This window comes from Streptomyces amritsarensis (assembly GCF_001953875.1).
Taxonomy (GTDB): domain Bacteria; phylum Actinomycetota; class Actinomycetes; order Streptomycetales; family Streptomycetaceae; genus Streptomyces; species Streptomyces amritsarensis.
In genome coordinates this window covers 12,268-36,234 of the sequence record NZ_MQUR01000024.1, presented here as the reverse complement: position 1 = coordinate 36,234, position 23,967 = coordinate 12,268, and the positions used below count along the sequence as shown (strand labels likewise).

24 protein-coding genes and 1 tRNA gene are annotated in these 23,967 nt (G+C 71.5%); 12 read left to right on the top strand and 13 right to left on the bottom strand.

The window, feature by feature from the left end; all coding sequences use genetic code 11:
- Positions 1-254: 254 nt before the first annotated feature.
- From AVW11_RS13265 to AVW11_RS13255, 3 genes are read right to left on the bottom strand one after another with little or no spacing between them, the layout of a single operon-like run.
- Positions 255-1,046, bottom strand: a complete 792-nt coding sequence (locus tag AVW11_RS13265; RefSeq protein WP_030852546.1) for an ABC transporter permease — start codon at positions 1,044-1,046, stop codon at positions 255-257.
- Positions 1,043-1,999: an ATP-binding cassette domain-containing protein gene (locus tag AVW11_RS13260; protein ID WP_060179418.1), complete on the bottom strand. Its 957-nt coding sequence runs from the start codon at positions 1,997-1,999 to the stop codon at positions 1,043-1,045. The genes AVW11_RS13265 and AVW11_RS13260 overlap by 4 nt, the downstream gene beginning before the upstream one ends.
- Positions 2,000-2,043: 44 nt before the next feature.
- A complete protein-coding gene (locus tag AVW11_RS13255; RefSeq protein WP_060179417.1) occupies positions 2,044-2,712 on the bottom strand; it encodes a DUF4097 family beta strand repeat-containing protein in 669 nt (222 codons plus the stop codon).
- 243 nt (positions 2,713-2,955) lie between these two features.
- Here AVW11_RS13255 and AVW11_RS13250 point away from each other — a divergent pair, with 243 nt between their 5' ends.
- Both AVW11_RS13250 and AVW11_RS13245 read left to right on the top strand, forming a co-directional pair.
- Entirely contained in the window at positions 2,956-3,717 is a 762-nt protein-coding gene (locus tag AVW11_RS13250) for a helix-turn-helix domain-containing protein (protein WP_037834104.1), read from the top strand.
- A gap of 379 nt (positions 3,718-4,096) precedes the next feature.
- Positions 4,097-4,309 (top strand): hypothetical protein, encoded by a 213-nt coding sequence (locus tag AVW11_RS13245; protein WP_030852535.1) that lies wholly within the window; start codon positions 4,097-4,099, stop codon positions 4,307-4,309.
- A 21-nt stretch (positions 4,310-4,330) separates the two neighbouring features.
- Here AVW11_RS13245 and mscL read toward each other — a convergent pair whose 3' ends face one another.
- The 8 genes from mscL to AVW11_RS13210 all read right to left on the bottom strand — a co-directional run bounded on the left by mscL (position 4,331) and on the right by AVW11_RS13210 (position 11,127).
- Positions 4,331-4,831: a large conductance mechanosensitive channel protein MscL gene (gene mscL / locus AVW11_RS13240; RefSeq protein WP_173675228.1), complete on the bottom strand. Its 501-nt coding sequence runs from the start codon at positions 4,829-4,831 to the stop codon at positions 4,331-4,333.
- Between the two features lie 123 nt (positions 4,832-4,954).
- Complete coding sequence (locus tag AVW11_RS39260; protein ID WP_063898551.1) at positions 4,955-5,524, bottom strand: hypothetical protein; 570 nt, start codon at positions 5,522-5,524, stop codon at positions 4,955-4,957.
- A 127-nt stretch (positions 5,525-5,651) separates the two neighbouring features.
- A complete protein-coding gene (locus AVW11_RS37390) occupies positions 5,652-5,807 on the bottom strand; it encodes a hypothetical protein (RefSeq protein WP_158076133.1) in 156 nt (51 codons plus the stop codon).
- Positions 5,804-6,361, bottom strand: coding sequence for a carboxymuconolactone decarboxylase family protein (locus tag AVW11_RS13230; RefSeq protein WP_030852530.1), 558 nt, complete (start codon positions 6,359-6,361; stop codon positions 5,804-5,806). The genes AVW11_RS37390 and AVW11_RS13230 overlap by 4 nt, the downstream gene beginning before the upstream one ends.
- A gap of 137 nt (positions 6,362-6,498) precedes the next feature.
- Complete coding sequence (locus AVW11_RS13225; protein ID WP_030852527.1) at positions 6,499-7,332, bottom strand: S-methyl-5'-thioadenosine phosphorylase; 834 nt, start codon at positions 7,330-7,332, stop codon at positions 6,499-6,501.
- A 74-nt stretch (positions 7,333-7,406) separates the two neighbouring features.
- On the bottom strand, positions 7,407-7,724 hold the full coding sequence (locus AVW11_RS13220; RefSeq protein ID WP_030852524.1) for an FmdB family zinc ribbon protein: 318 nt from the start codon (positions 7,722-7,724) through the stop codon (positions 7,407-7,409).
- A gap of 67 nt (positions 7,725-7,791) precedes the next feature.
- Entirely contained in the window at positions 7,792-9,234 is a 1,443-nt protein-coding gene (locus tag AVW11_RS13215) for an MFS transporter (RefSeq protein WP_079250613.1), read from the bottom strand.
- Between the two features lie 366 nt (positions 9,235-9,600).
- On the bottom strand, positions 9,601-11,127 hold the full coding sequence (locus tag AVW11_RS13210) for a potassium/proton antiporter (RefSeq protein ID WP_381784316.1): 1,527 nt from the start codon (positions 11,125-11,127) through the stop codon (positions 9,601-9,603).
- Between the two features lie 286 nt (positions 11,128-11,413).
- Between AVW11_RS13210 and AVW11_RS13205 the strand changes: the two genes are divergently transcribed.
- Positions 11,414-14,296, top strand: a complete 2,883-nt coding sequence (locus tag AVW11_RS13205) for a penicillin acylase family protein (protein WP_030852516.1) — start codon at positions 11,414-11,416, stop codon at positions 14,294-14,296.
- 6 nt (positions 14,297-14,302) lie between these two features.
- On the opposite strand, the gene AVW11_RS13200 is transcribed toward AVW11_RS13205, so the two are convergent.
- Positions 14,303-14,917 carry a 5-formyltetrahydrofolate cyclo-ligase gene (locus tag AVW11_RS13200; RefSeq protein WP_076044069.1) on the bottom strand — a complete coding sequence of 205 codons (615 nt, stop codon included), beginning with the start codon at positions 14,915-14,917 and terminating at the stop codon, positions 14,303-14,305.
- Between the two features lie 91 nt (positions 14,918-15,008).
- Between AVW11_RS13200 and galU the strand changes: the two genes are divergently transcribed.
- The 7 genes from galU to AVW11_RS13165 all read left to right on the top strand — a co-directional run bounded on the left by galU (position 15,009) and on the right by AVW11_RS13165 (position 20,495).
- The gene (galU, locus tag AVW11_RS13195) at positions 15,009-15,911 is read left to right on the top strand and encodes a UTP--glucose-1-phosphate uridylyltransferase GalU (protein ID WP_030852510.1); all 903 of its coding nucleotides are present in this window, start codon (positions 15,009-15,011) and stop codon (positions 15,909-15,911) included.
- Between the two features lie 4 nt (positions 15,912-15,915).
- On the top strand, positions 15,916-17,298 hold the full coding sequence (glp, locus tag AVW11_RS13190) for a molybdotransferase-like divisome protein Glp (RefSeq protein ID WP_076044068.1): 1,383 nt from the start codon (positions 15,916-15,918) through the stop codon (positions 17,296-17,298).
- Positions 17,299-17,420: 122 nt separating this feature from the next.
- A complete protein-coding gene (gene moaC, locus AVW11_RS13185; protein WP_030852504.1) occupies positions 17,421-17,900 on the top strand; it encodes a cyclic pyranopterin monophosphate synthase MoaC in 480 nt (159 codons plus the stop codon).
- A gap of 20 nt (positions 17,901-17,920) precedes the next feature.
- On the top strand, positions 17,921-18,481 hold the full coding sequence (locus AVW11_RS13180) for a MogA/MoaB family molybdenum cofactor biosynthesis protein (RefSeq protein ID WP_413081792.1): 561 nt from the start codon (positions 17,921-17,923) through the stop codon (positions 18,479-18,481).
- A gap of 17 nt (positions 18,482-18,498) precedes the next feature.
- Positions 18,499-19,107, top strand: coding sequence for a GNAT family N-acetyltransferase (locus AVW11_RS13175; protein WP_060179411.1), 609 nt, complete (start codon positions 18,499-18,501; stop codon positions 19,105-19,107).
- Between the two features lie 192 nt (positions 19,108-19,299).
- Positions 19,300-20,343 carry a divisome protein SepX/GlpR gene (sepX, locus tag AVW11_RS13170; RefSeq protein WP_030852495.1) on the top strand — a complete coding sequence of 348 codons (1,044 nt, stop codon included), beginning with the start codon at positions 19,300-19,302 and terminating at the stop codon, positions 20,341-20,343.
- A 78-nt stretch (positions 20,344-20,421) separates the two neighbouring features.
- A tRNA-Ala gene (locus AVW11_RS13165) sits at positions 20,422-20,495 on the top strand.
- A 559-nt stretch (positions 20,496-21,054) separates the two neighbouring features.
- Here the strand turns inward: AVW11_RS13165 and AVW11_RS38960 are convergent.
- On the bottom strand, positions 21,055-21,180 hold the full coding sequence (locus AVW11_RS38960) for a hypothetical protein (protein WP_276209073.1): 126 nt from the start codon (positions 21,178-21,180) through the stop codon (positions 21,055-21,057).
- 361 nt (positions 21,181-21,541) lie between these two features.
- On the opposite strand from AVW11_RS38960, the gene AVW11_RS13155 reads away from it, so the two are divergent.
- Both AVW11_RS13155 and AVW11_RS13150 read left to right on the top strand, forming a co-directional pair.
- Complete coding sequence (locus AVW11_RS13155; protein ID WP_076044066.1) at positions 21,542-22,072, top strand: hypothetical protein; 531 nt, start codon at positions 21,542-21,544, stop codon at positions 22,070-22,072.
- A 450-nt stretch (positions 22,073-22,522) separates the two neighbouring features.
- The gene (locus AVW11_RS13150) at positions 22,523-23,920 is read left to right on the top strand and encodes a tyrosinase family protein (protein ID WP_079250612.1); all 1,398 of its coding nucleotides are present in this window, start codon (positions 22,523-22,525) and stop codon (positions 23,918-23,920) included.
- Positions 23,921-23,967: the final 47 nt, after the last annotated feature.

Genomic DNA, 23,967 nt, shown 5'->3' with positions numbered 1-23,967 from the left:
CCACTGTGCCCCGGGCGGCCGCTGCGGCCCGTACGGACACGGCGGCCCGTACGGTCCGTGCGCGGTGGCCCGTACGGTCGCGTGCACGACCCCGGCCAACGCGCCACGGGCGACGGGACCTTGTGCCGTCGCCCGCGACGCCTTCTCCCCTGCCGCGAGGCGGTGCCCAGGGCAGCGGCCCGGCGCGCGGACGGGGCGGCGTACGCCGACGGTGTCGGAAGTACGCCGCCCTCGGTGCGGGGGCCGGTCGCGGACTACTTCGTGTCCTGGCCGAACTTCGAGGCCGACCAGCGGTAGCCGAGGACCGCGAGGCCCACGCACCAGGCGATCGCGATCCACCCGTTGTTGCCGATCTCGGTGCCGAGGAGGAGACCGCGGAGGGTCTCGATGGCGGGGGTGAAGGGCTGGTACCGGGCGATCGGCTGGAACCAGCCGGGCATCGCCGCGATCGGGGTGAACGCGCTGGAGATCAGCGGGAGGAGGATCAGCGGCATCGCGCTGTTGCTGGCGGCCTCGGCGTTCGGGCTGGCCATGCCCATGCCGACCGCGATCCAGGTGAGCGCGAGGGCGAACAGGGCGAGGAGGCCGAAGGCCGCGAGCCATTCCAGGGCGGTGGCGTCCTTCGAGCGGAAGCCGATGGCCACGGCGACGGCGCCGACGAGCACCACGCTGGCGACCGACTGCAGCACACTGCCGACGACGTGCCCAATGAGGACGGAGCCCCGGTGGATCGCCATCGTGCGGAAACGGGCGACGATCCCCTCGGACATGTCGGTGGCGACGGACACCGCCGCCCCGATGACGGTGGAGCCGATGGTCATCAGCAGGATGCCCGGGACGACGTAGGCGATGTACTCGGAGCGGTCGGCTCCGCCGCCTCCCATGCCCGCGCTCATCACGTCGCCGAAGATGTAGACGAAGAGCAGCAGCAGCATGACCGGGGTGAGCAGCAGGTTCAGCGTCAGGGACGGGTAGCGCCGGGCGTGCAGGAGGTTGCGGCGCAGCATCGTCGAGCAGTCGCGGACGGCGAGCGGGAGGGAGCTCATCGGGCGTTCTCCTTGGGCTGGTGGGGGATGGCGGCGCCGCCGGTGAGGGCGAAGAAGACGTCGTCGAGGTCGGGGGTGTGCACGGTCAGCTCGTCGGCCTCGACGCCGGCGGAGTCCAGCCGGTCGAGGACGGAGCGCAGGTCGCGCTGGCTGCCGTCGCTGGGGACCTGCAAGGACAGGGCCTCGTCGTCGCGGGTGGTCCCGGGCAGGGCGAGGGCGGCGGACCGGTAGGCGGCCGGGTCGGTGAAGCGGAGCCTGACGTGCCCGCCCGGGACGAGCCGCTTCAGCTCGCCGGCACTGCCCTCCGCGGCGATCCTGCCGCCGTGGAGCACGGCGATGCGGTCGGCGAGCTGGTCGGCCTCCTCGAGGTACTGGGTGGTGAGGAAGACGGTGACGCCGCCGGTGACGAGCTCACGGATGATCTGCCACATGGTGTGGCGGCTGCGGGGGTCGAGGCCGGTGGTCGGTTCGTCGAGGAAGATGACGCGCGGGCCGCCGACCAGGGTCATGGCGATGTCGAGGCGGCGCCTCATGCCGCCGGAGTAGGTGGCGGCGGGCTTCTTCGAGGCCTCCACCAGGTCGAAGCGCTCCAGCAGTTCGCCGGTGACGCGACGCCCCTCCCTCCGGGACAGGTGGTGCAGGTCCGCCATCAGGAGCATGTTCTCCTCGCCGGTGATCAGTCCGTCGACGGCGGAGAACTGGCCGGTGACGCCGATCGCGGCGCGCACGGCCTGCGGGTCGGCGGCCAGGTCGTGGCCGGCCACGTGCAGTTCGCCGGCGTCGGCGGTGACGAGGGTGGAGAGGATCTTGACGGCGGTGGTCTTGCCGGCCCCGTTGGGGCCGAGCAGGGAGAACACCGTGCCGGCCGGTACGGCCAGGTCGATGCCGTCGAGGACCGTCTTGTCGCCGTAGGACTTGCGCAGCCCGCGGGCTGCGATGGCCGGGGTGGTCATGGGGGAGCTCCTTGGGGGGCTGCGGATCGGGAGGCTGCGGGCGGTCAGAGGCTGCGGGCGGTGATGTCGCCGTAGGCGGTGGTGGCGTGGATGGCGAGGTCCGTGCCGCCGCCGGTGTTCTTGAGGGCGTTGTGGACACGGCCGTAGGAGGTGCCCGCATCGAGAGTGGCGTCGGATCCGCGGGCCGCGCCGACGGAGATGTCGCCGGCCTGCGTCTGCAGGACGACCGCCCCCTGGACGGCCTCGGTGACGTGCAGGTCGCCCTTCTGGGTGCTGATCTCCGCGGGGCCGCCGAGGCGGCCGACGGTGATGCTGCCGGCCTGGAGGGTGAGGCGGGCGCTCGCGGTCTCGTCGAGCTTGACCTCGCCGTGCGCGCTGTCGAGGGCGACGTCGCCGAGCCGGCCGACGCCGCGGATCTCGGCGCTGGCGGTCCTGGCCTCGACACGCGATCCGGCGGGGAGCTGGACCGTCACCTCGACGGCTCCGGAGGCGCCGAGGATCCGGTTCTTCGGCTCCGCGGCCGCGATCCGCAGGACGCCGTCGCCGTACGCGACCGTGATCTGCTCCGCGGCCTTCACGTCGCGGCCCTTGGCGGCGTCGGCCGGGAGGATCTCCACGGTGGTGTCGGCACGGTCGGCGGCGATGAAGCGGATGCGTCCGGCGGGGACGTCGAGGACGGCGGCGATCGGGGTGGCGGTGGCGAACGTCTGCATGGTGCTTCTCCTTCTGCGTCAGCGGCGCCCTTGCGGCCCCGCTGTTTCCGATGAATGAAAAGCTACGTTGCGTTCGCATCCCAGGCAACAGATTCGTTGCGTGCAATCGTTGTTTTTGCAGGTCAAAGCCACAAAATCATTGCAACGGTCTCGCGGTTAAAGCAATGATGGGCCGCGTTGCGTTGCAATGGTATGAGGGTGAAGGCTATGGTGGAGGCCTCACGCCCACAGAAGGAGGCCGCGATGCCGGGAGGCAGGCTCACCCAGCAGGAACGCCAGCAGATCGCCCTGGGGGTGGCCGACGGCCTCGCCTACGCGGAGATCGCCCGGCGCCTGGACCGTCCGACCTCCACGGTCACCCGCGAGGTCATGCGCAACGGCGGCCCCGCCGGCTATCGCGCGGACCAGGCCCACCGCGCCACCGAGCACCGTGCCCGCCGGCGCCGGCCCGCCGAGCCCCGGGGCGCGGCCCCGGCCGTCCTGCCGCACGGCCGCGACCCGGAGGCCGTGGCCGAGTACGAAGAGCAGTTCACCGCCGTGATGATGCAGTCGGGCCTGTCCAACAAGATGACCGCGCGGGTGATGGTCTGCCTCCTCACCGCCGATTCCGGCAGCATGACCGCCGCCGAACTCGTCCGGCGCCTCCAGGTCAGCCCGGCGTCCATCTCGAAGTCGATCGCCTTCCTGGAGAGTCAGGCCCTCGTCCGCCGCGAGCGCGACGAGGGCCGCCGTGAGCGCTACGTCATCGACGAGAACCTCTGGTACCAGTCGATGGTCGCCAGCGTCCGCTCCCTCAACCAACAGGTCGACATCGCACGCCAGGGCGCCGGTGTCCTCGGCCCCGGCACCCCGGCCGCCGTCCGCCTGGAGAACGTCGCGCGCTTCCTCGACTTCGTCGCCGAGAGCCTCGCCCGCGCCGCGGAGCAGGCCCGCGACGTCCTCCACGTGGCGGCGCAAACCCCTCCGGGCGAGGTCGGCGGCCAGGACCGACCCGAGACGGTGTGAATGCGTCCACACAAGGCCGGGCCTGACGGACCGCTCTGAGAACGCCGGGGGCGCACCGCCTTCGCCCGGCCCCTCGGCAGTGTCTCGCGGGACGGCGCCCTGGCCTGCCACAGGCGGGGCGAGATCACGTGGCAGGCGCTGGGCACGGACTCCACCCTCCGCGCCACCCCCTCGCCCACGGCGGAGCAGAAGGCGGTGGCCAGGGCGGTCTCCAGGCTCGGACTGCGACTCCTCGCCCCCAAGGGCCGACGACCACGTCGACACCGGGCCGGGAGCCGGGAGCCGGGGGCCGGGGGTCCGAGGCGCAGGCGGCGGCGCGGGGGAGCCGGGGCGCCCAGCTGAGCGGTGCCGCCACCGGGGGCGGCCGTACTCTGGTGGCATGAGCAGCACCCCCGCATCCGACCCGCAGCCCCCGCGTCCCGCCCCCGAGGCCCGGCCGCCCCGGCCGAAGCCGCGGATCGTCTTCGACGACCCGCTGGACCAGCAGTCGTCGGACGACACCGACCGGGGCTGGGGCGAGCGGCCGTCCACCGGGGGAAGCGCGGCCGATCTGGCGCGCTTCCTCGACGAGAAGCCGCCGCACCACATCTGACCGGCCGGGCGGCCGGCGCGGTCAGAAGCCGTCGCGCGAACCCGCCTGGCCGCCGACACCGCCGCCGCCCGCGCGCTGCGCGACCAGGTGGTCCCGGATCTCCTTGAGGACCTCCAGCTCGGTGATCTCGACGATCTCCTGGACGCCCTCGCGGGCCTTGCGGCGGTCCTCCTGGCGCGCCAGGTACTTCGACATCGGCAGCACCATCAGGAAGTACACGACAGCCGCGGTGATCACGAAGGTCAGCGTGGCGTTCAGCACCGACCCCCAGAGGATCTCGACACCGGTCGGCTGACCGTCGGGGCCGATCTCGCACGGGGCCTTCAGGCAGGACGTGTAGCCGTCCAGGCTCTTCGTGCCCACCGCGCCCACCACCGGGCTGATGATCCCCTTGACCACCGAGTTCACGATGTTCGTGAACGCGGCGCCGATCACCACGGCCACCGCGAGGTCGACCACGTTGCCGCGCATCAGGAAGGCCTTGAAGCCCGCCAGCACGCTTTCCTTCTTCTTCTCGCCCATCACTGAGTCCTTCTTCACGGGAGCCAAACACGGAGCCAACGGTTCCGAAAGCTACGGCAGTCCGGGAGAGGTGTGTCCAATCGGCCATCACTTTGAGGTGAATTGACTGATCGTTCGTACGGGTCAGCACAACGTCACCGCCAGCCGCGCCGTCGCGCCCGCGCCCACCAGGGCCCGCGCGGTGTCCCGCGGTACGGACAGGACGACGAGCGCCCCGCCGTCCCCAACGCTCTCGTCGGTACGGGGGACTTCGGCGACCCTGGCCCCCGCCGCCACCACCCGGGGCTGCTGTGCCCGCTCCGCCGCCACCACGTCGACGCGGTCCCCGGGCCGCAGCAGCCGCACCGTCGCGGCGTCAGCGATGCGCACGGGCGCCGAGACCATCCGCACGGCCGCCGGCGGCGGTTTCACCACGGGCTGCGGCGCGCCCCGGGAAGCCTGCGCCTCGGTCCCTCCCACGGCCAGCGCCGCCGCGACGACGGCCAGGGCGGCCGAGGCGGCCCGCCGCCGGCGCCGCACCGCCCGGCGCAGCCGCCCCGACCCCCGCCCCACACGTAGCGGCGGGAACGGCGGAACGGGACGCGACGGCGGACACGTGGAGGAGGCAGGAGGCGAGGCCTGGGGCGAAGTCCGAGAGAAGGACGGACACGGGGTCGCGGATGAGGGCGAAGGGGCCGCGGAAGTCCGGGACATGACGAGCACCACCAAACGGAGTGAGTTCCTGTGCCCGGACCCACCGCCCGGACACACTCCACGATCCGGCCTCCCGCCCGCATCCCGCTGACGCCTGTGGACGGTCCCCAGTCTGTGGAAAACCCCATCACCCGCCCGAGTGACGAACCCCGACCCCAGCACCTCCCGGCCGGCCTCCCGCGAGGTCGAGGGCGACGACGACCCTGTTGCCGTAGCCGTAGCCGTAGCCGTAGCCGTAGCCGGGGTGGCCGTCGTCCACGCCGTCCCGTCCGGTGGACGTCACCCCTTCGCCGGCACCTGGCAGGACTCCGAGAAGCCCTGACTGGTCAGGCCGAAGGCACTGTTCACGCGCGAGCGCCAGTTCTCCAGCGCGACGACCGCCGTCAGTTCGACGAAGGCCGCCTCCCCGAGCCGTGGGATCAGCGCCGCGGCCAGTTCGTCGGTGACCGCCGGCTCGGTCTCGGTCATGGCCTCGGCATACTCCATGACCAGCAGCTCCAGCTCGGTGAACACCTCACGCGCCTCCCGCCACCGCGGCACGCTCTCGATCTTCTCCACCGCCATCCCCTGCTCGTGGCCCTCCCAGTAGCCGAAGTCCATGCACCACGAGCAGTTGATGCGGGCCGCCGATGCCATCACGGCGAGGTGCTTGAGACCGGCGTCCAGGGCGTTCCACTTCGCCGCCCGCTGTTCCAGGCGGACGTACGAGAACAGCACGCGCGGGTTGTGCCCGTAGGCCTGGCCGGGGTCGAGCACCTTGCCGTAGGTGCGGCGCGAGTACCAGGCGCCGATGCGCATCAGCAGGGTGCGGGGCGGGGTGAGCGAGATACGCGGCATGACTGTCGTCTCCCGGAGCGGCGGTCTGTCCCTACTGGGCCTTCACAGAGGAAGACAGGACGGCCGCCCCGGATGTGACAGTCCGCGCAGCCCGGGGCCGCAGGCCCGCGGGTACGGCCCGGGCCGTGCCCCGCGCGCTAGGGGAGCTCGATGCCCAGGTCCCAGCCGTCCAGCGCGTGCGTGCACAGGCAGTCGCGGGTCCCGGTGGCGGGCAGCGCCGCCACCGCGTCGAAGAGGACCTCGCGCAGGCGGCCGACGTTCTCGCCGAACACCTTCAGCACCTCCGTGTGGGAGACGCCCTCACCGGTCTCCGCGCCCGCGTCCAGGTCCGTGACCAGCGCCATCGAGGTGTAGCAGAGCCCCAGCTCACGGGCGAGGATCGCCTCCGGGTGACCGGTCATGCCGATCACCGACCAGCCCGCCGAGGCGTACCAGCGGGACTCGGCGCGCGTCGAGAAACGCGGCCCTTCCACGACGACCATGGTGCCGCCGTCCACCGGCTCCCAGTCCCGCCCGCGGGCCGCGGCCACCGCCACGGACCGGCCCACCGGGCAGTACGGGTCGGCGAAGGTGGTGTGCACGACGTTCGGAACCGAGCCGTCCGGCAGCGGCACCCCGTCGAAGAAGGTCTGCACGCGGCTCTGCGTACGGTCGACCAGCTGGTCGGGAACGAGCAGGGTGCCCGGCCCGTACTCGGGCCGCAGGCCGCCGACCGCGCACGGCCCGAGCACCTGGCGGACCCCCACCGAGCGCAGGGCCCAGAGGTTCGCCCGGTAGTTGATCCTGTGCGGCGGGACCGTGTGGCTGCGCCCGTGCCGGGGCAGGAAGGCCACCGAGCGGCCGGCCAGCTCGCCCAGGTACAGGGAGTCGCTGGGAGGGCCGTACGGGGTGTCCACCTGGATCTCGGAGACGTCCTCCAGGAAGGAGTAGAAGCCCGAGCCGCCGATGACACCGATCTCTGCGTTCGCCATGGCGCTCACCCTAACCGGGCATGCCTGAGGCCCCGCTGCCCGGTAGGGGCGGGCGGGGCCTCGGGGGAAAGCGATCAGGCGGCCGACGTGGAGCTGCTGCTCGTGCTCGACGACGTCGAGGAGGACGAAGCGGCGGGAGCGGCTGCGGCGGTCGGCGTCGAGGACGACGTCGAACTCGACGCGGGCTTCGATGCAGGGGTGCTGCTCGACGAGGCGCCACGGCTGTCGTTCCGGTAGAAACCGGAGCCCTTGAAGACGATGCCGACCGCGGAGAACACCTTCTTCAGGCGTCCGTCGCAGTTCGGGCATACGGTCAGCGCGTCGTCGGTGAACTTCTGCACGGCCTCAAGGCCCTCACCGCACTCGGTGCACTGGTACTGGTAGGTCGGCACGAATTTCCTCCTGGCACTCTCACTCAATGAGTGCTAACGACGCTCCATGGTGACGTATTCCGGCGGATCAGTCCACCGTCACCGGCACGCGGTGACCCATCCCACGCTCGTTCACCCGGTTACGGGGCGCGACATCGCTACGCGACGCGGCCTCGGTACGCACCTCGGTACGCGGCGCGGCCTCGCTGCGAGCGGTGACCTCGGTACCAGCGGCGGCCGCCGTGCGGGCGGCGGCCTCAGTGCCGGACGCGGACGCGGCCGCGGCCGCGGACGCGTTCACGATCCGGCTCGGGGCCTTCGGGGCCAGCTTCGCGCGCATCGCCAGCAGGGTGGCCAGCGCCAGCGCGGTGGCCGCCATCGGCACCATGAAGCCGTACGAGGACCCGTGCGCGTCGGTCAGGCGGCCGGCCAGGATCACCGCGATGGCCTGCCCGAAGGCGATCGAGCCGGTCAGCCAGGTGAAGGCCTCGGTCCGCGCGTTGGCGGGGACCAGCTGCTCGACCATCGTGTAGCCGGTGATCAGGGCCGGGGCGATGAACAGGCCGACGACCAGGCCGAGCGCACCCAGCAGGATCATCGAGTGCGCGGCCCACAGGACGGACGCGGCGGCGGTGAGGCCGATGTAGCCCAGGATCAGCCGGCGGCGCGGGCCGATCTTCCACGCGACGGCGCCCATGGCGATGCCCGCGATCATGTTGCCGGCCGCGAAGACGCCGTAGAGCAGACCGTTGGCGCCGGGGTTGCCGATCTCGTTGGAGAAGGCGGCGAGGGAGACCTGCATGCCGCCGAACACGGCGCCGATCCCGAGGAAGGCGAAGATCAGGACGCGCAGGCCCGGGTGGGACAGCGCGAAGGCGCGCTTCTCGCCGGTGGCCGTCGGGGCGTGCGTCGTGGGCTGGGAGGCGCGGCGGGCCGCGAAGAGCAGACCGCCGAGCAGCGTCAGCGTGGCCTCGGTGACCAGGCCGGCCGCCGGGTGGACGCCCGTGCACAGCGCGGTCGCCAGGACCGGGCCGACGACGAAGGTGAACTCGTCGGTGACGGACTCGAAGGCGGCGGCCGTCGGCAGCAGCGGCGAGCCCTCCAGCCTGGCGGCCCAGCGCGCCCGGACCATCGGGCCGACCTGCGGCACGGAGGCGCCGGTGGGCACGGCGGCCAGCGCCAGCGCCCAGACCGGGGCGCCGGCCAGGGCGAGGGCGGCCAGGCCGCCCACGGCGGCGGCGTGCGCGAGGACCACGGGGACGAGCACGGCGCTCTGGCCGAACCGGTCGGTGAAGATGCCCATCAGCGGGGCGGAGAGGGCCATCGAGATGCCGGTGACGGCGGCGACGATGCCGGCGCTGCCGTAGGAGCCGGTGGTGTGCTGGACCAGCAGCAGGATGCTGATGGTCAGCATGCCGAAGGGGAGCCGGGCTGCGAAGCCAGGGAGTACGAAGCCGAGAGCGCCGGGTGTGCGCAGGAGCTGCCCGTAGCCGGGGCGGGCGGACGTGTCGGTCGTGACCGCGGATGTCACGGCCTTGCCTTTCCGCTGCCTGGTAGAACTCCCCGTCTGCGGACGGTGCCGTGCTTTGTGAGCGGTCGCACCCGTACGTGGTGGGAGCCCCGAGAGCTGTCCTCTTGCGCAGAACCGAGTGATACCTGGGCGCCCACTGCGGGAGTGCCACGGCCGCTTTGCGGTCGCGCCAGCTCTGCGTCAGGCAGAGTTGGTTCGATCTGTTGTGCCTTCATCGTACAGGGGAAGCCGATACCACGCCCTGTGATTGCGCCGACAACCCGTGCCTTCGCCTGCGATTAACGGGAACTTCGCAGATGAAGACCCCTCTATATCCGGATAAGAGAGGTCAGATCTCCGCCAATCCGGCCGAATTAGAGCGCCGCTCTAATGGGGGGCCGGTCCGTTTCCGGTCCCCAGCCACCCCGCCAGCTTGCCGCCCCGGGCCACCGCCCGCAGCCGCGCCTCGGCCGCGTCCCGCACCGGGTCCGTGGCCACCACCAGCAGCTCGTCCCCGCGCCGCAGGACGGTCGACGGCGCCGGCACGAAGCTCTTGGCGTCCCGGACGACCAGCGTGACCGAGGCTCCGGGCGGCAGTCGCAGCTCGCTCACCTCGACGCCGTGCATCCGCGAGGCCGGCGGGATGGCGAAGGACAGCAGGTGCCCGCGCAGCTTCTCCAGCGGCGCCGACTCGATGCCGAGGTCGGACGCCGTCTCCATGCCCCGCCCGAGGTCCAGCTTGCGCGCGAGCCACGGCAGGGTCGGCCCCTGCACCAGGGTGTAGACGACGACCAGCACGAAGACGATGTTGAAGACGCGGTCGCTGCCCTCGATCCCGGACACCATCGGGATCGTCGCCAGGATGATGGGCACGGCGCCGCGCAGACCCGCCCACGACATCAGGACCTGCTCCTGCCAGGGGATCCGGAAGGGCAGCAGGCTGACGAAGACCTCCAGGGGGCGCGCCACCGTCGTCAGCACCAGGCCGATGACGACCGCGGGCCAGAAGTCGCGGACCAGCTCGTGCGGCGTGACCAGCAGGCCCAGCAGCACGAACATGCCGATCTGGGCGATCCAGCCCAGCCCGTCGGCGAAGCCGCGCGTGGCCGGCCAGTGGGGGAGCTTGGCGTTGCCCAGGACCATCGCCGCCAGGTACACCGCGAGGAAGCCGGAGCCGTGGGCCATCGCACCGGCCGCGTACGCCACGATCGCGATGGCCATCACGGCGATCGGGTAGAGGCCGGAGGCGGGCAGGGCGACGTGCCGCAGGCCGTAGGCGCCGAGGAAGCCGACGGCCAGGCCGATCGCGGCGCCGATCGCGAGTTCCAGCGCGATCTTGCCGAGCAGGACGTACCACTCGTCCACCGGGCCGACCGTGGAGAAGGCCACCACCAGGATCACGACGGGTGCGTCGTTGAAGCCGGACTCGGCCTCCAGGACGCCGGTGATCCGGGGCGGCAGCGGGACCTTGCGCAGCACGGAGAAGACGGCCGCCGCGTCGGTCGAGGAGACGACCGCGCCGATCAGCAGCGCTTGCCGCCATTCGAGTCCCACGAGGTAGTGCGCCCCCGCCGCCGTCACGCCCACACTGATCGCCACGCCCACCAGGGAGAGCATGATCGCGGCCGGCAGGGCCGGCTTGATCTCTTTCCACTTGGTGCCCAGACCGCCCTCGGCGAGGATCACGACGAGGGCCGCGTAGCCGATGACCTGGGTCAGCTCGGCATTGTCGAAGACGACGTTCCCGATGCCGTCCTGGCCTATGGCGACGCCTATGCCCAGGTAGATGAGCAGGCTGGGCAGGCCGCTGCGCGACGAGACCCGCACCGCGGCCACGGCGACGAGCAGTACGAGCGAGCAGACCAGCAGAAGCTCATTGAGCGTGTGGACAGTCAGCGGGCGGCCCTCCTCAATGCGCCCGGCGGATCGATCCTCCCGGCGACAAGTTCGGCAAGTAGTTCGTTACCTTACCTAATCTTTGACGCGCCCTTTACGCGATAACCACATTGTGAAACGGCTGTTCGCCCCTGTCCTCGGGACCGCTGGGCCCGTCGTAGATCCATTTCGCGCCGCCTCCCGGACCGCCGCGGGATACAGGCCCTCCACACGGCCTCCACCCCTGGCGGATCAACGGAGTCGGTCCTGCGCCTATGGTTGCTCCCAGCACTCCCAGGACCACCCTGCCCCTCTAAGGACAGCGATGCCCGCCAACGAAACCGCTCCTCCCGCCAAGAAGAAGGGACGACGCGCCCGTCTGATCGCGCTCGTACTGGTCCTGGGACTCCTCGCGGGCCTCGGCTACGGGGCGTACTGGAGCGTGGACAGCGTGCGCGCCTCCTTCCCCCAGACCACCGGCTCCCTCGACGTGCCCGGCCTGAAGGGGGCGGTCGAGGTGAAGCGCGACGCGAACGGCATTCCCCAGCTCTACGCGGACAGCGACGACGACCTCTTCCGCGCGCAGGGCTTCGTACACGCGCAGGACCGCTTCTGGGAGATGGACGTACGCCGCCACATGACCTCGGGGCGGCTCTCGGAGATGTTCGGCGCCGGCCAGGTCGAGACCGACGCCTTCCTGCGCACGCTGGGCTGGCGCCAGGTCGCGCAGGAGGAGTACGACACCAAGCTCTCCGCCGAGACCAAGAAGAACCTGCAGGCCTACGCCGACGGGGTCAACGCGTACCTGAAGGGGAAGTCCGGCAAGTCCCTCTCCGTCGAGCACGCCGCCATCGAGCTCAGCGACGGCTACCGCCCCGAGCAGTGGTCCCCGGTGGACTCGGTGGCCTGGCTCAAGGCGATGGCCTGGGACCTGCGCGGCAACATGCAGGACGAGATCGACCGCGCGCTGATGGCGAGCAAGCTCTCGCAGGCGCAGATCGCCGAGCTCTACCCGCCGTACCCGTTCGACCGGAACAAGCCGATCGTCGAGGGCGGCAAGGTCGACGGCGGCAAGTACACCCCCCAGGGCCAGACCGGGAACTCCGGCTCCGGCTCGGGCAGCGGCAGCGGCAGCGGCTCGGGCAGCGGCTCCGGCTCCGGCTCCGGCGGCACCGTCGCCAACCCGGCCTCCACCGCCCCGGGCGCCGGCAGCGCCACCGGCCTCGCCGGCAACGCCACCGCCCAGGGCGCGACCGTGGGCCTGCGCACCCAGCTGAGCGCCCTCGCCGACACCCTGGAGAAGGTCCCGGCGATCCTCGGCCCCAACGGCAGCGGCATCGGCTCGAACTCCTGGGTCATCTCCGGCAAGTACACGACCACCGGCAAGCCGCTGCTCGCCAACGACCCGCACCTGTCGCCGCAACTGCCCTCGGTCTGGTACCAGATGGGCCTGCACTGCCGCGCCGTCTCGGCCCAGTGCAAGTACGACGTGGCCGGCTACACCTTCTCCGGCATGCCCGGCGTGGTCATCGGCCACAACGCCGACATCGCCTGGGGCATGACCAACCTCGGCGCCGACGTCACCGACCTCTACCTCGAGCAGATCAAGCCCGAGGGCTACGTCTACGACAACCGGGTGCTCCCCTTCACCTCCCGCGAGGAGATCATCAAGATCGCGGGCGGCACCAGCAAGAAGATCACCGTCCGCACCACCAACAACGGCCCGCTCGTCTCCGACCGCAGCGAGGAGCTCGCCACGGTCGGCACCCGCGCCCCCGTCGACAGCTCCGCCCCCGACCGCGGCGACGGCTACGCCATCGCCCTGCGCTGGACGGCGCTGGACCCGGGCAAGAGCATGGACGCGGTCTTCAAGCTCAACCAGGCCAAGAACTTCGACGACTTCCGCAAGGCGGCCGCCGACTTCGAGGTGCCCTCCCAGAACCTGATCTACGCCGACAACAAGGGCGCCAACGGCAACATCGGCTACCAGGCCCCGGGCCGCATCCCGGTCCGCGGCCAGGGCGACGGCCGGATGCCCGCTCCCGGCTGGGACTCCAAGTACGCCTGGAAGGGCGGCCGGGAAGGCACCACCGGCTACATCGCGCAGAACGAGCTGCCCTGGGACCAGAACCCCTCGCGCGGCTACATCGTCACCGCCAACCAGGCCGTCGCGGAGAACGGGACCGGCGCCGGCAAGTACCCGCACCTGCTGACCACCGACTGGGGCTACGGCGCCCGCAGCCAGCGGATCAACGACCTCATCGAGGCGAAGATCAAGGACGGCGGGAAGATCTCGACCGACGACATGCGGACCATGCAGATGGACAACAGCAGCGAGATCGCCGCGCTGCTCACCCCGATGCTGTCGAAGATCCAGGTGTCGGACCCGGGCGTGCGCGCCGCGCAGAAGCTGCTGGACGGCTGGAACTACACCCAGGAGTCCGACTCGGCGGCCGCCGCCTACTTCAACGCGGTGTGGCGCAACATCCTCAAGCTGGCCTTCGGCGACAAGATGCCCAAGGAGCTGCGGATCGAGGACAGCTGCATGAACGTCCTGGGCAACGGCAGCGGCCCGGCCGACGACCTCGCCAAGACCGTCCGCGAATGCGGAACCCGCGACGCCGACTCTGCGCAGCCCGACGGCGGCGACCGCTGGTTCGAGGTGGTCCGCCGCCTGGTCAAGGACGAGAAGTCGCCGTGGTGGAGCGCGCCCGCCAAGGGCCTGAACAAGCCGGCCGCCACCACCCGCGACGAGCTGTTCGCGCGGGCCATGGCGGACGCCCGCTGGGAGCTGACCGCCAAGCTCGGCAAGGACCAGTCCACCTGGAGCTGGGGCCGGCTGCACCAGCTGAACCTGAAGAACCAGACGATCGGCACCGAGGGCCCCGGCTTCATGCAGTGGCTCCTCAACCGCGGCCCCTGGAACGTGGGCGGCGGCGAGGCGACCGTCAACGCCACCGGCTGGAACGCCTCCAGCGGCTACGGGGTCACCTGGGTGCCGTCGATGCGGATGGTCGTCAACCTCAACGACCTCGACAAGTCCCGCTGGATCAACCTCACGGGCGCCTCGGGCCACGCGTACAACTCCCACTACACGGACCAGACGCAGATGTGGGCCAAGGGCGAACTGCTGGAGTGGCCCTTCGGCAAGGACGCCGTCGAGAAGGCCACGGTCGACACCCTGACCCTCAAGCCGGCCGGGTCGTGAGCCGGGTCACGAGCTGAAGCGGCGCACCCCCGACGGGGTGGCCACCGCCTGGACGGGGTGGTCGTGCGGTTCCTCCGGGACCCGCGCGACCACCTCGTCGTCGTAGAGGAGCACGACCAGCGCCGGATGCGCACCGGCCCGCTCCAGCCGCTGGAGCACCCGGTCGTAACTGCCCCCGCCGCGGCCGAGCCGCATGCCGCGCCCGTCCACCGCGAGCCCGGGCAGCAGCACCGCGTCGGCCTGCGTCACCGCGTCCGGCCCGAGCGCCGGGCCGGACGGCTCCAGCAGCCGCATCTTCCCCGGGTGGGCGGCCTCGGCGAGGCTGCCGGGGCCCTCGTACACCGCCCAGTCGAGGTCGTTGTCGGGCAGCAGGAGGGGGAGCAGCACCCGCTTGCCGGCCGTGCGCAGGGCGTCGAGGAGCTCGCGGGTGCCGGGCTCGCCGCCGACCGAGACGTATGCCGCCACCGTGCGGGCACCGGCCAGTTCGGGAAGTTCGAGGGCGGTGACGGCGAGCGCCTCGGCCGCGGCGCGGCGGATGTCGGGGGACAAGGCGCGACGGGCCCCGAGGAGTTGTCGGCGCAGCTCGGACTTGGCGGACGCCGTGGGCGGGTTCTCTGCCACGAGAATCAATTTTCCTTCGAATCAGGGCATATATGGACCTACCTACCTCGATCTCGTCGGGTGTTCGGCAGGACCCACTATCGTTCTGGCCATGACTATGTTGCACCCCGTGATCAAGAAGGCCGTCATTCCGGCCGCTGGCCTCGGTACCCGCTTCCTTCCGGCGACCAAGGCGACCCCGAAGGAAATGCTCCCGGTTGTGGACAAGCCGGCCATCCAGTACGTGGTCGAGGAGGCCGTCGCGGCCGGGCTCGACGACGTACTCATGATCACTGGGCGTAACAAGCGTGCCCTGGAAGACCACTTCGACCGCAACTACGAGCTGGAGTCGGCCCTCATCGCCAAGGGCGACGACGACCGCCTGAAGAAGGTCCAGGAATCCAGCGACCTCGCGACCATGCACTACGTCCGCCAGGGCGACCCGCGGGGCCTGGGCCACGCGGTGCTGTGCGCCGAGCCGCACGTCGGCCGTGAGCCCTTCGCCGTCCTCCTCGGCGACGACCTCATCGACCCGCGCGACCCGCTGCTGCGTCAGATGGCCGACATCCACGCCCGCACCGGCGGCACCGTCATCGCCCTCATGGAGGTCGACCCGGCCAGCGTCCACCTCTACGGCTGCGCCGCCGTCGAGGCCACCGACGAGGAGGACGTGGTCCGCATCACCGGCCTCGTCGAGAAGCCGGAGCCCCAGGACGCCCCCAGCAACTACGCGGTCATCGGACGCTACGTCCTCAACCCCGCGATCTTCGACATACTGCGGGAGACCGAGCCGGGCCGCGGTGGGGAGATCCAGCTCACCGACGCCCTGCAGAAGCTGGCCGCCGACGAGAGCGTGGGCGGCCCGGTGCACGGCGTGGTCTTCCGGGGCCGTCGCTACGACACCGGGGACCGCGGCGACTACCTGCGGGCCATCGTCCGCCTCGCGTGCGAGCGTGAGGACCTGGGCCCCGAGTTCCGCACCTGGCTTCACCGTTACGTCACGGAGGAGATGTAGCACCTTGAGCAGTTCCGCACCGCAGCATCCACGCCCGGAGGGCGGCCACCGCCTGTGGTCCGTGGACGAGCACCTCGCGGACGTCCTCGGAGCCGTCCGGCCGCTGGAGCCGATCGAGCTCCAGCTGCTGGACGCCCAGGGCTGTGTCCTCGTCGAGGACGTCACCGTGCCCGTCGCCCTCCCGCCCTTCGACAACAGCTCCATGGACGGCTACGCCGTCCGCACGGCCGACGTCCAGGGTGCGAGCGAGGAGTTCCCCGCGGTGCTGACGGTCGTCGGGGACGTCGCGGCGGGCAGCGGTGAGCTGCCCACCGTGGGCCCCGGCGAGGCCGCCCGGATCATGACCGGGGCCCCGCTGCCGCCCGGTGCGGAAGCCGTCGTGCCCGTGGAGTGGACCGACGGCGGCACCGGGGGCGGCGCCGCCGCCGGGATGACCCCGGCCAGCGCCGCCCCCGAGCAGGCGGGCGGCGAGGTACGCGTGCACCGCGCGGCCGAGGCGCGGGCGCACGTCCGCGCCCGCGGCAGCGACGTCCAGGCGGGCGACCTCGCCCTCGCGGCCGGGACCGTCCTCGGCCCGCCGCAGATCGCCCTGCTGGCCGCCATCGGGCGCGGCACCGTCCGGGTGCGTCCGCGCCCGCGCGTGGTGGTCCTGTCCACCGGCAGCGAGCTGGTCCAGCCCGGCGAGCCGCTCACCGCCGGCGCGATCTACGACTCCAACAGCTTCGCGCTGGCGGCGGCCGCGCGGGACGCCGGAGCCATCGCCTACCGGGTCGGCGCCGTCGCGGACGACGCCGACACCCTGCGCTCCACCATCGAGGACCAGCTGATCCGGGCCGACCTGCTGGTCACCACCGGCGGGGTCAGCGTCGGCGCCTACGACGTGGTCAAGGAGGCGCTCTCCTCGGTCGGCTCGGGCATGCCGTCCGCTTCCGCCGGATCGGGCGAGGACGACACGGAGGTCGACGCGACCCGGATCGACTTCCGCAAGCTCGCCATGCAGCCCGGCAAGCCGCAGGGCTTCGGCACGATCGGCCCCGACCACACCCCGCTGCTGGCGCTGCCCGGCAACCCGGTCTCCTCGTACGTCTCCTTCGAGCTCTTCGTGCGCCCGGCGATCCGCGCCCTCATGGGGCTGCCGGAGTCGCAGGTGCGGCGGCCCAGCGTGCGGGCCGTGCTGAAGGCCGACAAGGCGCTGGGCTCCCCGGCCGGCCGGCGCCAGTTCCTGCGCGGCGCGTACGACGCCGAGAGCGGCACGGTCAGCCCGGTCGGCGGATCGGGCTCCCACCTGATCGCCGCGCTGGCGCACGCCGACTCACTGATGGTCGTCCCCGAGGACGTCACCTCGGTGGAGCCCGGTACCGAGCTGGAAGTGGTCCTGCTCGGCTGATCCGCGGCGTCCGTTGCCGCGCGCCCGGACCGTTCCCCCGGCGCGCTCCTCCGGCGGCCCGTGCGGGTAGCGTGTGTCGCACCACACAGGCCCCCGGGGGCCCAGAGCGGAGCGGCACAGCAATGAGTACCGAGAGCAGGCTCACCCACATCGACGAGGCCGGAGCGGCCCGGATGGTCGACGTCTCCGCGAAGGACGTCACCACCCGGACGGCGCGCGCCAGTGGACGCGTCCTCGTCTCCCCCCGGGTGATCGAGCTGCTGCGCGGCGAGGGCGTGCCCAAGGGGGACGCCCTCGCCACCGCGCGCATCGCCGGGATCATGGGCGCGAAGAAGACCCCGGACCTGATCCCGCTGTGCCACCCGCTGGCCGTCTCGGGCGTGAAGGTCGACCTGTCGGTCGCCGACGACGCCGTGGAGATCCTCGCCACCGTGAGGACGACCGACCGCACGGGCGTCGAGATGGAGGCGCTGACCGCCGTCGCGGTCGCCGGACTCACCGTGGTCGACATGGTGAAGGCGGTCGACAAGGGCGCCGTCATCACGGACGTCCGGGTGGAGGAGAAGACCGGCGGCAAGTCCGGCGACTGGGCCCGCTCGTGAACGCCCCCCGCGGCGGGGAGGTGCACAGCCACCACGCGGCGGCGGCGCCGCAGGCCGCCACGGTCCCCGACGGGCCCCTCGGCAGGGCGCTCGTCGTCACCGCCTCCAACCGGGCCTCGCAGGGCGTGTACGCCGACAAGGGCGGCCCGCTGCTGGCGGAGGCGCTGGACAAGCTCGGCTTCACGGTGGACGGCCCGCGGGTCGTCCCGGACGGAGACCCCGTCGAGCAGGCGCTGCGCGAGGGGGTGGCCGCCGCCTACGACGTCATCCTGACCACGGGCGGCACCGGGATCTCGCCGACCGACCGCACCCCGGACGCCACCGCCCGGGTGCTGGACTACGAGATCCCCGGCATCCCGCAGGCCATCCGCGCCGAGGGGCTGGCCAAGGTCCCGACGGCGGCCCTGTCCCGGGGCCTGGCGGGTGTCGCGGGGCGCACCCTGATCGTCAACCTGCCCGGTTCCACGGGCGGGGTGCGCGACGGCCTCGCCGTCCTGTCCCGCATCCTGCCGCACGCGGTGGACCAGCTCCGGGGCGGCGACCACCCCAGGCCGGCGGGACCCACCGGGAGCGCGAGCTGAACGGCCCCACCTGGCCGGTGGTCCTGACCGACGGCGATGTCACGCTCCGGCCGATAAAACTGCGCGACCAGAAGGACTGGCGTGAGGTCAACCGGCGCAACCGCGACTGGCTCCGGCCGTGGGAGGCCACGATCCCGCCGCCCGCGCCGTGGGGGCCGGTGGTCCAGCGGCCCACGTACCGCCAGATGGTCCGCCACCTGCGGGCGGAGGCGAACGCCGGCCGGATGCTGCCCTTCGTCATCGAATACCAGGGGCGGCTGGTGGGCCAGCTGACGGTCGCCGGGATCACCTGGGGCTCGATGTGCGCGGCGCACGTCGGCTACTGGGTGGACCGCGACGTGGCCGGCCGCGGCGTGATGCCGACGGCGGTCGCGCTCGCGGTCGACCACTGCTTCCAAAAGGTCGGCCTGCACCGGATCGAGGTGTGCATCCGCCCCGAGAACGGTCCGAGCCGGCGGGTCGTGGAGAAGCTGGGCCTGCGCGAGGAGGGACTGCGTCCGCGCTACCTCCACATCGACGGCGCCTGGCGCGACCACCTCGTGTACGCGATCACGGCGGAGGAGGTCCCGGAGGGGCTGCTGCGCCGCTGGCACCGCGCGCGCCACTCGCAGTCCCCGCCGAAATAGGGAGGAGGGGCGGGCGGTGTCCGCCCGGGCCAGGTAAACGAATATGTGTTCGAATTAGGGGCCCGGGGTAACCGATTCGCCCATAACCTGATCCGAAGAATCACAAAAAAAGTCCGTGATATCAGCGAGATCGCGCGACACACCGGCCCAATTGGCCGATCCCCTCGCCCGCGCCCCTCTACGGTGTGAGGTGTGAGCAGCAGCGGCCTCATCTACGCAGTCATTGTCGGGGCCTGGGCCGCCTACTTGGTGCCCATGTGGCTCCGGAGGCAGGACGAGCTGAACGAAGCCCGTCCGACGGAACGCTTCTCCACTGCCATTCGGCTGCTTTCCGGCCGGGCGGGAATGGAGCGCCGTTACGCCAAGGGGCTGCGTGAACGCGGTGACGAGGAGGCGGAGCCCCACGCGGACCCGGACGCCGCGACGGAGACGGTCAATTCCGTCGACGCCGACGCCCGGGCCCTCGGTGTGTCCCCGACCAGGGCGGAGACGCGAACGGCGGCCGCCGAGCGGGAGCAGCGCGCGGAGCGGGCCCGGCGCGAACAGCGCCTCCAGGTCCTCGCGCGCCGCCGGCGCACCACCGCCCTGCTGTTCCTCGTCTTCACCGCCGGCGCGGTCGTCGCGGCGGTGGGCGGCCTGCGCTACCTGTGGGCGCCCGCCGTGCCCGCCCTCCTGCTGAGCGCGTACATCGCCCACCTGCGGGTACAGGAGCGGCGGCGCTACGCCTTCACCATGGACCGCCGCCGCGCGGAGGCGGCCGCACGGCAGCTGCGCGAGGGCCGCCCGCGCCGCCGCCACCCCGAAGAGGGCGCGGCCGCGGCGGGCGAACCGGACCCCGCTCCACCGGTCTCCCCCCAGGAGGCCGGACGGCGCGCGCTGGTCGAGCAGACCGACCACGCCGAGTGGGTGGACCAGCAGCGCGAGCGCGAACGCGGCCCCGCCCGCGGTGACAGCTGGGAGCCGGTCCCGGTCCCGCTGCCGACGTACGTGACGGCCCCGGTCGCCCCCCGTGCCACGGGCCCCGTGACCCCGGACGCCTGGAGCGCGACCCGTTCCAGCACGGCCGAGCCGACGGAGCCCCGCCTGCGCGCCCAGCCCGCGGTCCCCGCCCCGGCTCCCGCCGAGGACGACGCGCAGGACCGGGCCGTCCAGCGCCCCCGCGGCCAGGGCCGCGGCCGCACGCCGCTGTTCGACCAGTACGAGAGCGAGGACCGCCCGCGCGCCGCGAACGAGTGATCGGTGACCTGCGTGGACCCTCGCGGGAACGCGTTTTGGAGCACCGGCGCAGGGGTGCTAATGTTTCACACGTCGCAAGGGCCTGTGGCGCAGTCTGGTAGCGCACCTCGTTCGCATCGAGGGGGTCTGGGGTTCAAATCCCCACAGGTCCACAGACGACAGTTCTTGAGTAGCTCTCAAGGATCGTCACGAGATCCCGTTCCGCCGAAAGGCGGGGCGGGATCTCGGCGTTTCCGGGGCGTGTTCGAGGTGGTGTCCGATTGCCTGTCCCGGTGCTTGGCGCGCCAGGGATCGGCTGCAGGGGGTCCCTGGGCGATGGCCGGCGTGGATGTGCGCCTTCCGACCGTCCGGTGGCATGACGGCTCGCGGCTGTGATGCCGGCTCGCAGGTGTTCGTTTGGATCATCCGTGTTCTTGGTGGTGGGAGTCCGGCCGGAACGGGGTTGCGGTCGCTGATCGCGGATGCGCCGCAGACAGCGGGCAGTTCGTCCTTTCGCGGAGGGGCGATCCACTCGCCGTCAGTGAGCTGGACGGTAGGACGAGATCGTTCGCCAGCCGCTGAAGCCGGTTCGCGGCCTCCCGGCCAGTGGCTCCATCCCAGACTACGGAGTGGATGTCCGTCTCCCCGTGAGCCAGATGCCGACGCCGGTCGCAGCACGCCGGGTCGAGCACGGAGGTGATCCGGTCCAGCCCTCGGTGGAGGGCGACCTCGTCAGCAGCGGTAGCCGTCGGGGACTTGGAGGAGAGCCACGAAGATCCATACCATGACCGCGGCGCCGGCCGTGCCGCCCAGGAGGGCGACCGTGAGGTTCCAGCGTCCTACGTACCCGTTGAGCATCCCCCACCACACCGCTGCCGTGATCGCGAGGAGGGCTCCGTAGAAGGTCGGCGCGAGCCCGTTGGCCCGCGCCGTTCACCCCTGCATCGCACGCCCGCCAGGCGGCTGCCAGCAGCACCCAGGTCAATGTATGGGGCCGGTACAACTGGGACCCCGGAAAGGCCACGCCCATCGGTCCGACCACGGTGACCGACGCCGATATGGCCCGCATGCACACGACGGGACAGGCCAGGGAATTCGACATGAGGGGAAGCAGTTCGGTGCAGCAGCACGACATGAGTACGGGCGGCGCCTGGCCCGATCCGAAGGAACCGGGACGGGACGGCACGCGTACCGACATCGGCCGGAACGGAGACGCCCGATGAGCTTGGAGCCGCGAAGCAGGTGGCGTCCGGCGCTGGCCGGCGGGGTGGCCATGCTCGCCGGGCTGGTGGCCGGATGCTCGGGGGCGACGGGGAACGGCACCCCGGCGGCGGACCGCTCAGCGGGGCAGGTGTCGCACTGGGTGGACGGGGCCACCGTGGAGTCGGTCGCCAAGACGCTGCATGTGCGGTTGCCCGCCGCGGCAACCGAGGCGAAGGCGGCGCACTGGGAGGGGCTGCAGGACGACGGCCTGATCATGGCGTTCGTCCTCCCCACGGACGAGGTGGACACGTTCGTCGCACAGCTGAAGCCGGAGCAGCCGCTCAGCCTGCGCGAACAGCCGCTCACCCGCAACACGAACCCGTCGACGCCGTTCTCGCACCTCGGGTTGCCGGAGCCCGACCTGCTGGCGAGGGTCCGCGAAGGTCAGGTGTGCGCGCCGTGCGAGGACAACCTCAACTGGCTGAAGGTCGCGGTGGCGCAGGTCGACGACCGAACCAGCCGGGTCTATCTCAGAGGCGTCGACTGAGCACCGCCGGGTGAGCGTCCCGCTCAGGGGTGATGGGCGGCGGCTGGGGCTTCCGTCTGCCGGGGAAAGGAGAAACCTTTCTCGATATCCGCATATCCCCTGATCTGCCATTCCCGGCGTCCGGGCAAGAATGCGGAAACGATAATTCCCGCGATTCGCGCGAGCGTGAAGATTGTGAATTCAACCATCGACTCGGGCGGCCAACTCCCGGACCGGTGTGCATTCCCGCAGGCCGGTACTCGGCCGCCTGTGTCGATGATTCACATGCATCTTGGTTTGGCGCATACTTCTCGGCGACTGCCGACCCCGGTCGTCCGTAATGCCTGTTCGGAGCCCAGTGGAGGAATCATGGCCCCGACCGAGAACACTCCGACTGCCGAGCAAGTCATTGCAGCACCGACTTACCTCGCGGACATCCGATTCTTCTTCCGGCCCGAAGACGTGGCACACATGGCCGCCAAGGGCATCGAACTCGGCACCTACGACGGACTGAAGAGCAACGCCCTCTCGGTGCACGCGCAGACCGCGCCGCCCAACTCCCTGATGCCCCCGGACGCGGAGGGGAAGTGGAGCGCGGAACGCTCCCAGACGTTCCGGAACTGGATCGTCAACGGATTCCCCCTCGGTACGGCCACGCCCGCCGAGCCGCCGACGCACGGGCCCGCCCCCACCCGGCTGCGCAAAGACGTGACGACGCTGAGCGAGGACGAGTTCGACCTGCTGGCCACGGCGTTCAGGGGCCTCATGGACCGCGACCCGGAAGCCCCGGACAGCTACTTCTCCCTGGCCGGGCACCACGGCCTGCCGGACAGCTGGTGCTTGCACCATCAGGACCGCTACAACCCCTGGCACCGCGAGTACCTACGCGTGTTCGAGGACGCCCTGCGCTCCGTCCCGGGCTGCGAGGCGGTGACGATCCCCTACTGGGACATCTCGACGCCGCTGCCGGAGCGGCTGCAGCAGCCGCCGTTCGACCAGTACGTGCTCCCGGCCGATCCCGGCGCCGCCGTGACACCGCCCGTATCCGGCTTCTTCCCGTACACCACCGAGCGCTACCCGGCCGCCGACATCGCACAGAACGTCGCGGCCTACGAGGTCCTGGAGGACATCCGGACGTCGTTGGTCCAGTCGCTGTGGGGCGCGTACAACGTGAACGGCTACCAGGACTTCTCGATCCAGGCGCACGACAGCGGCCACGGATCGATCGGGCCGACGATGGGTACCCAGGAAGTCGCCTCCTACGACCCGGTGTTCTGGTTCTTCCACTGCAATCTCGACCGGCTTTGGCTGAGCTGGCAGACGCGGATTTCCGCGACCACGCTCACCGGATTCCGATCCACGCTGGGGGAGAACACCGACTGGCTGTCGGCGCCGTTCAACGCACTGCCTCCGTACAGCACGACCGCGGACCAGACCATCGAAACCGAAGCCTCCTACGACCGACTGGAACTCCTCAGCCCCGTGGAAGGCCCGTTGGAGAATCTCTCCGGAAGTATCGACGCCGCCCACAGTTTTGCGTTCCGCAGTGCCAGTCCGGTCTCCGTGCGGGTCAAGGGGATCCACCGCCTCAACATTCCCGGATCGTTCGTCGTCAATCTGCTCGCCGATGGTGAGCCGGTCGCGAAGCGCTTCTTCTTCCAGCCGACCGATCCGCCGGGCTGCGCGAATTGCGTGGAGCACGGCGTCGTCAACATCGACTTCAGGATGCCGCAGGAGCGGCTCCTCGACCGGACACTGTCCGTCCGTATCGATGTGCCCGGGCACGCCGGGGAGATCGGCGAGGCCTTTCCGCTCGCACGGGCCGGCAACCCCACCATCAACGCCCGGCTGCTGGTCGAGGAGGCGTAGGCGTAGGCGTAGGCGGTCGGGCGCACGGGCCGCCCGGGCGGATCCCG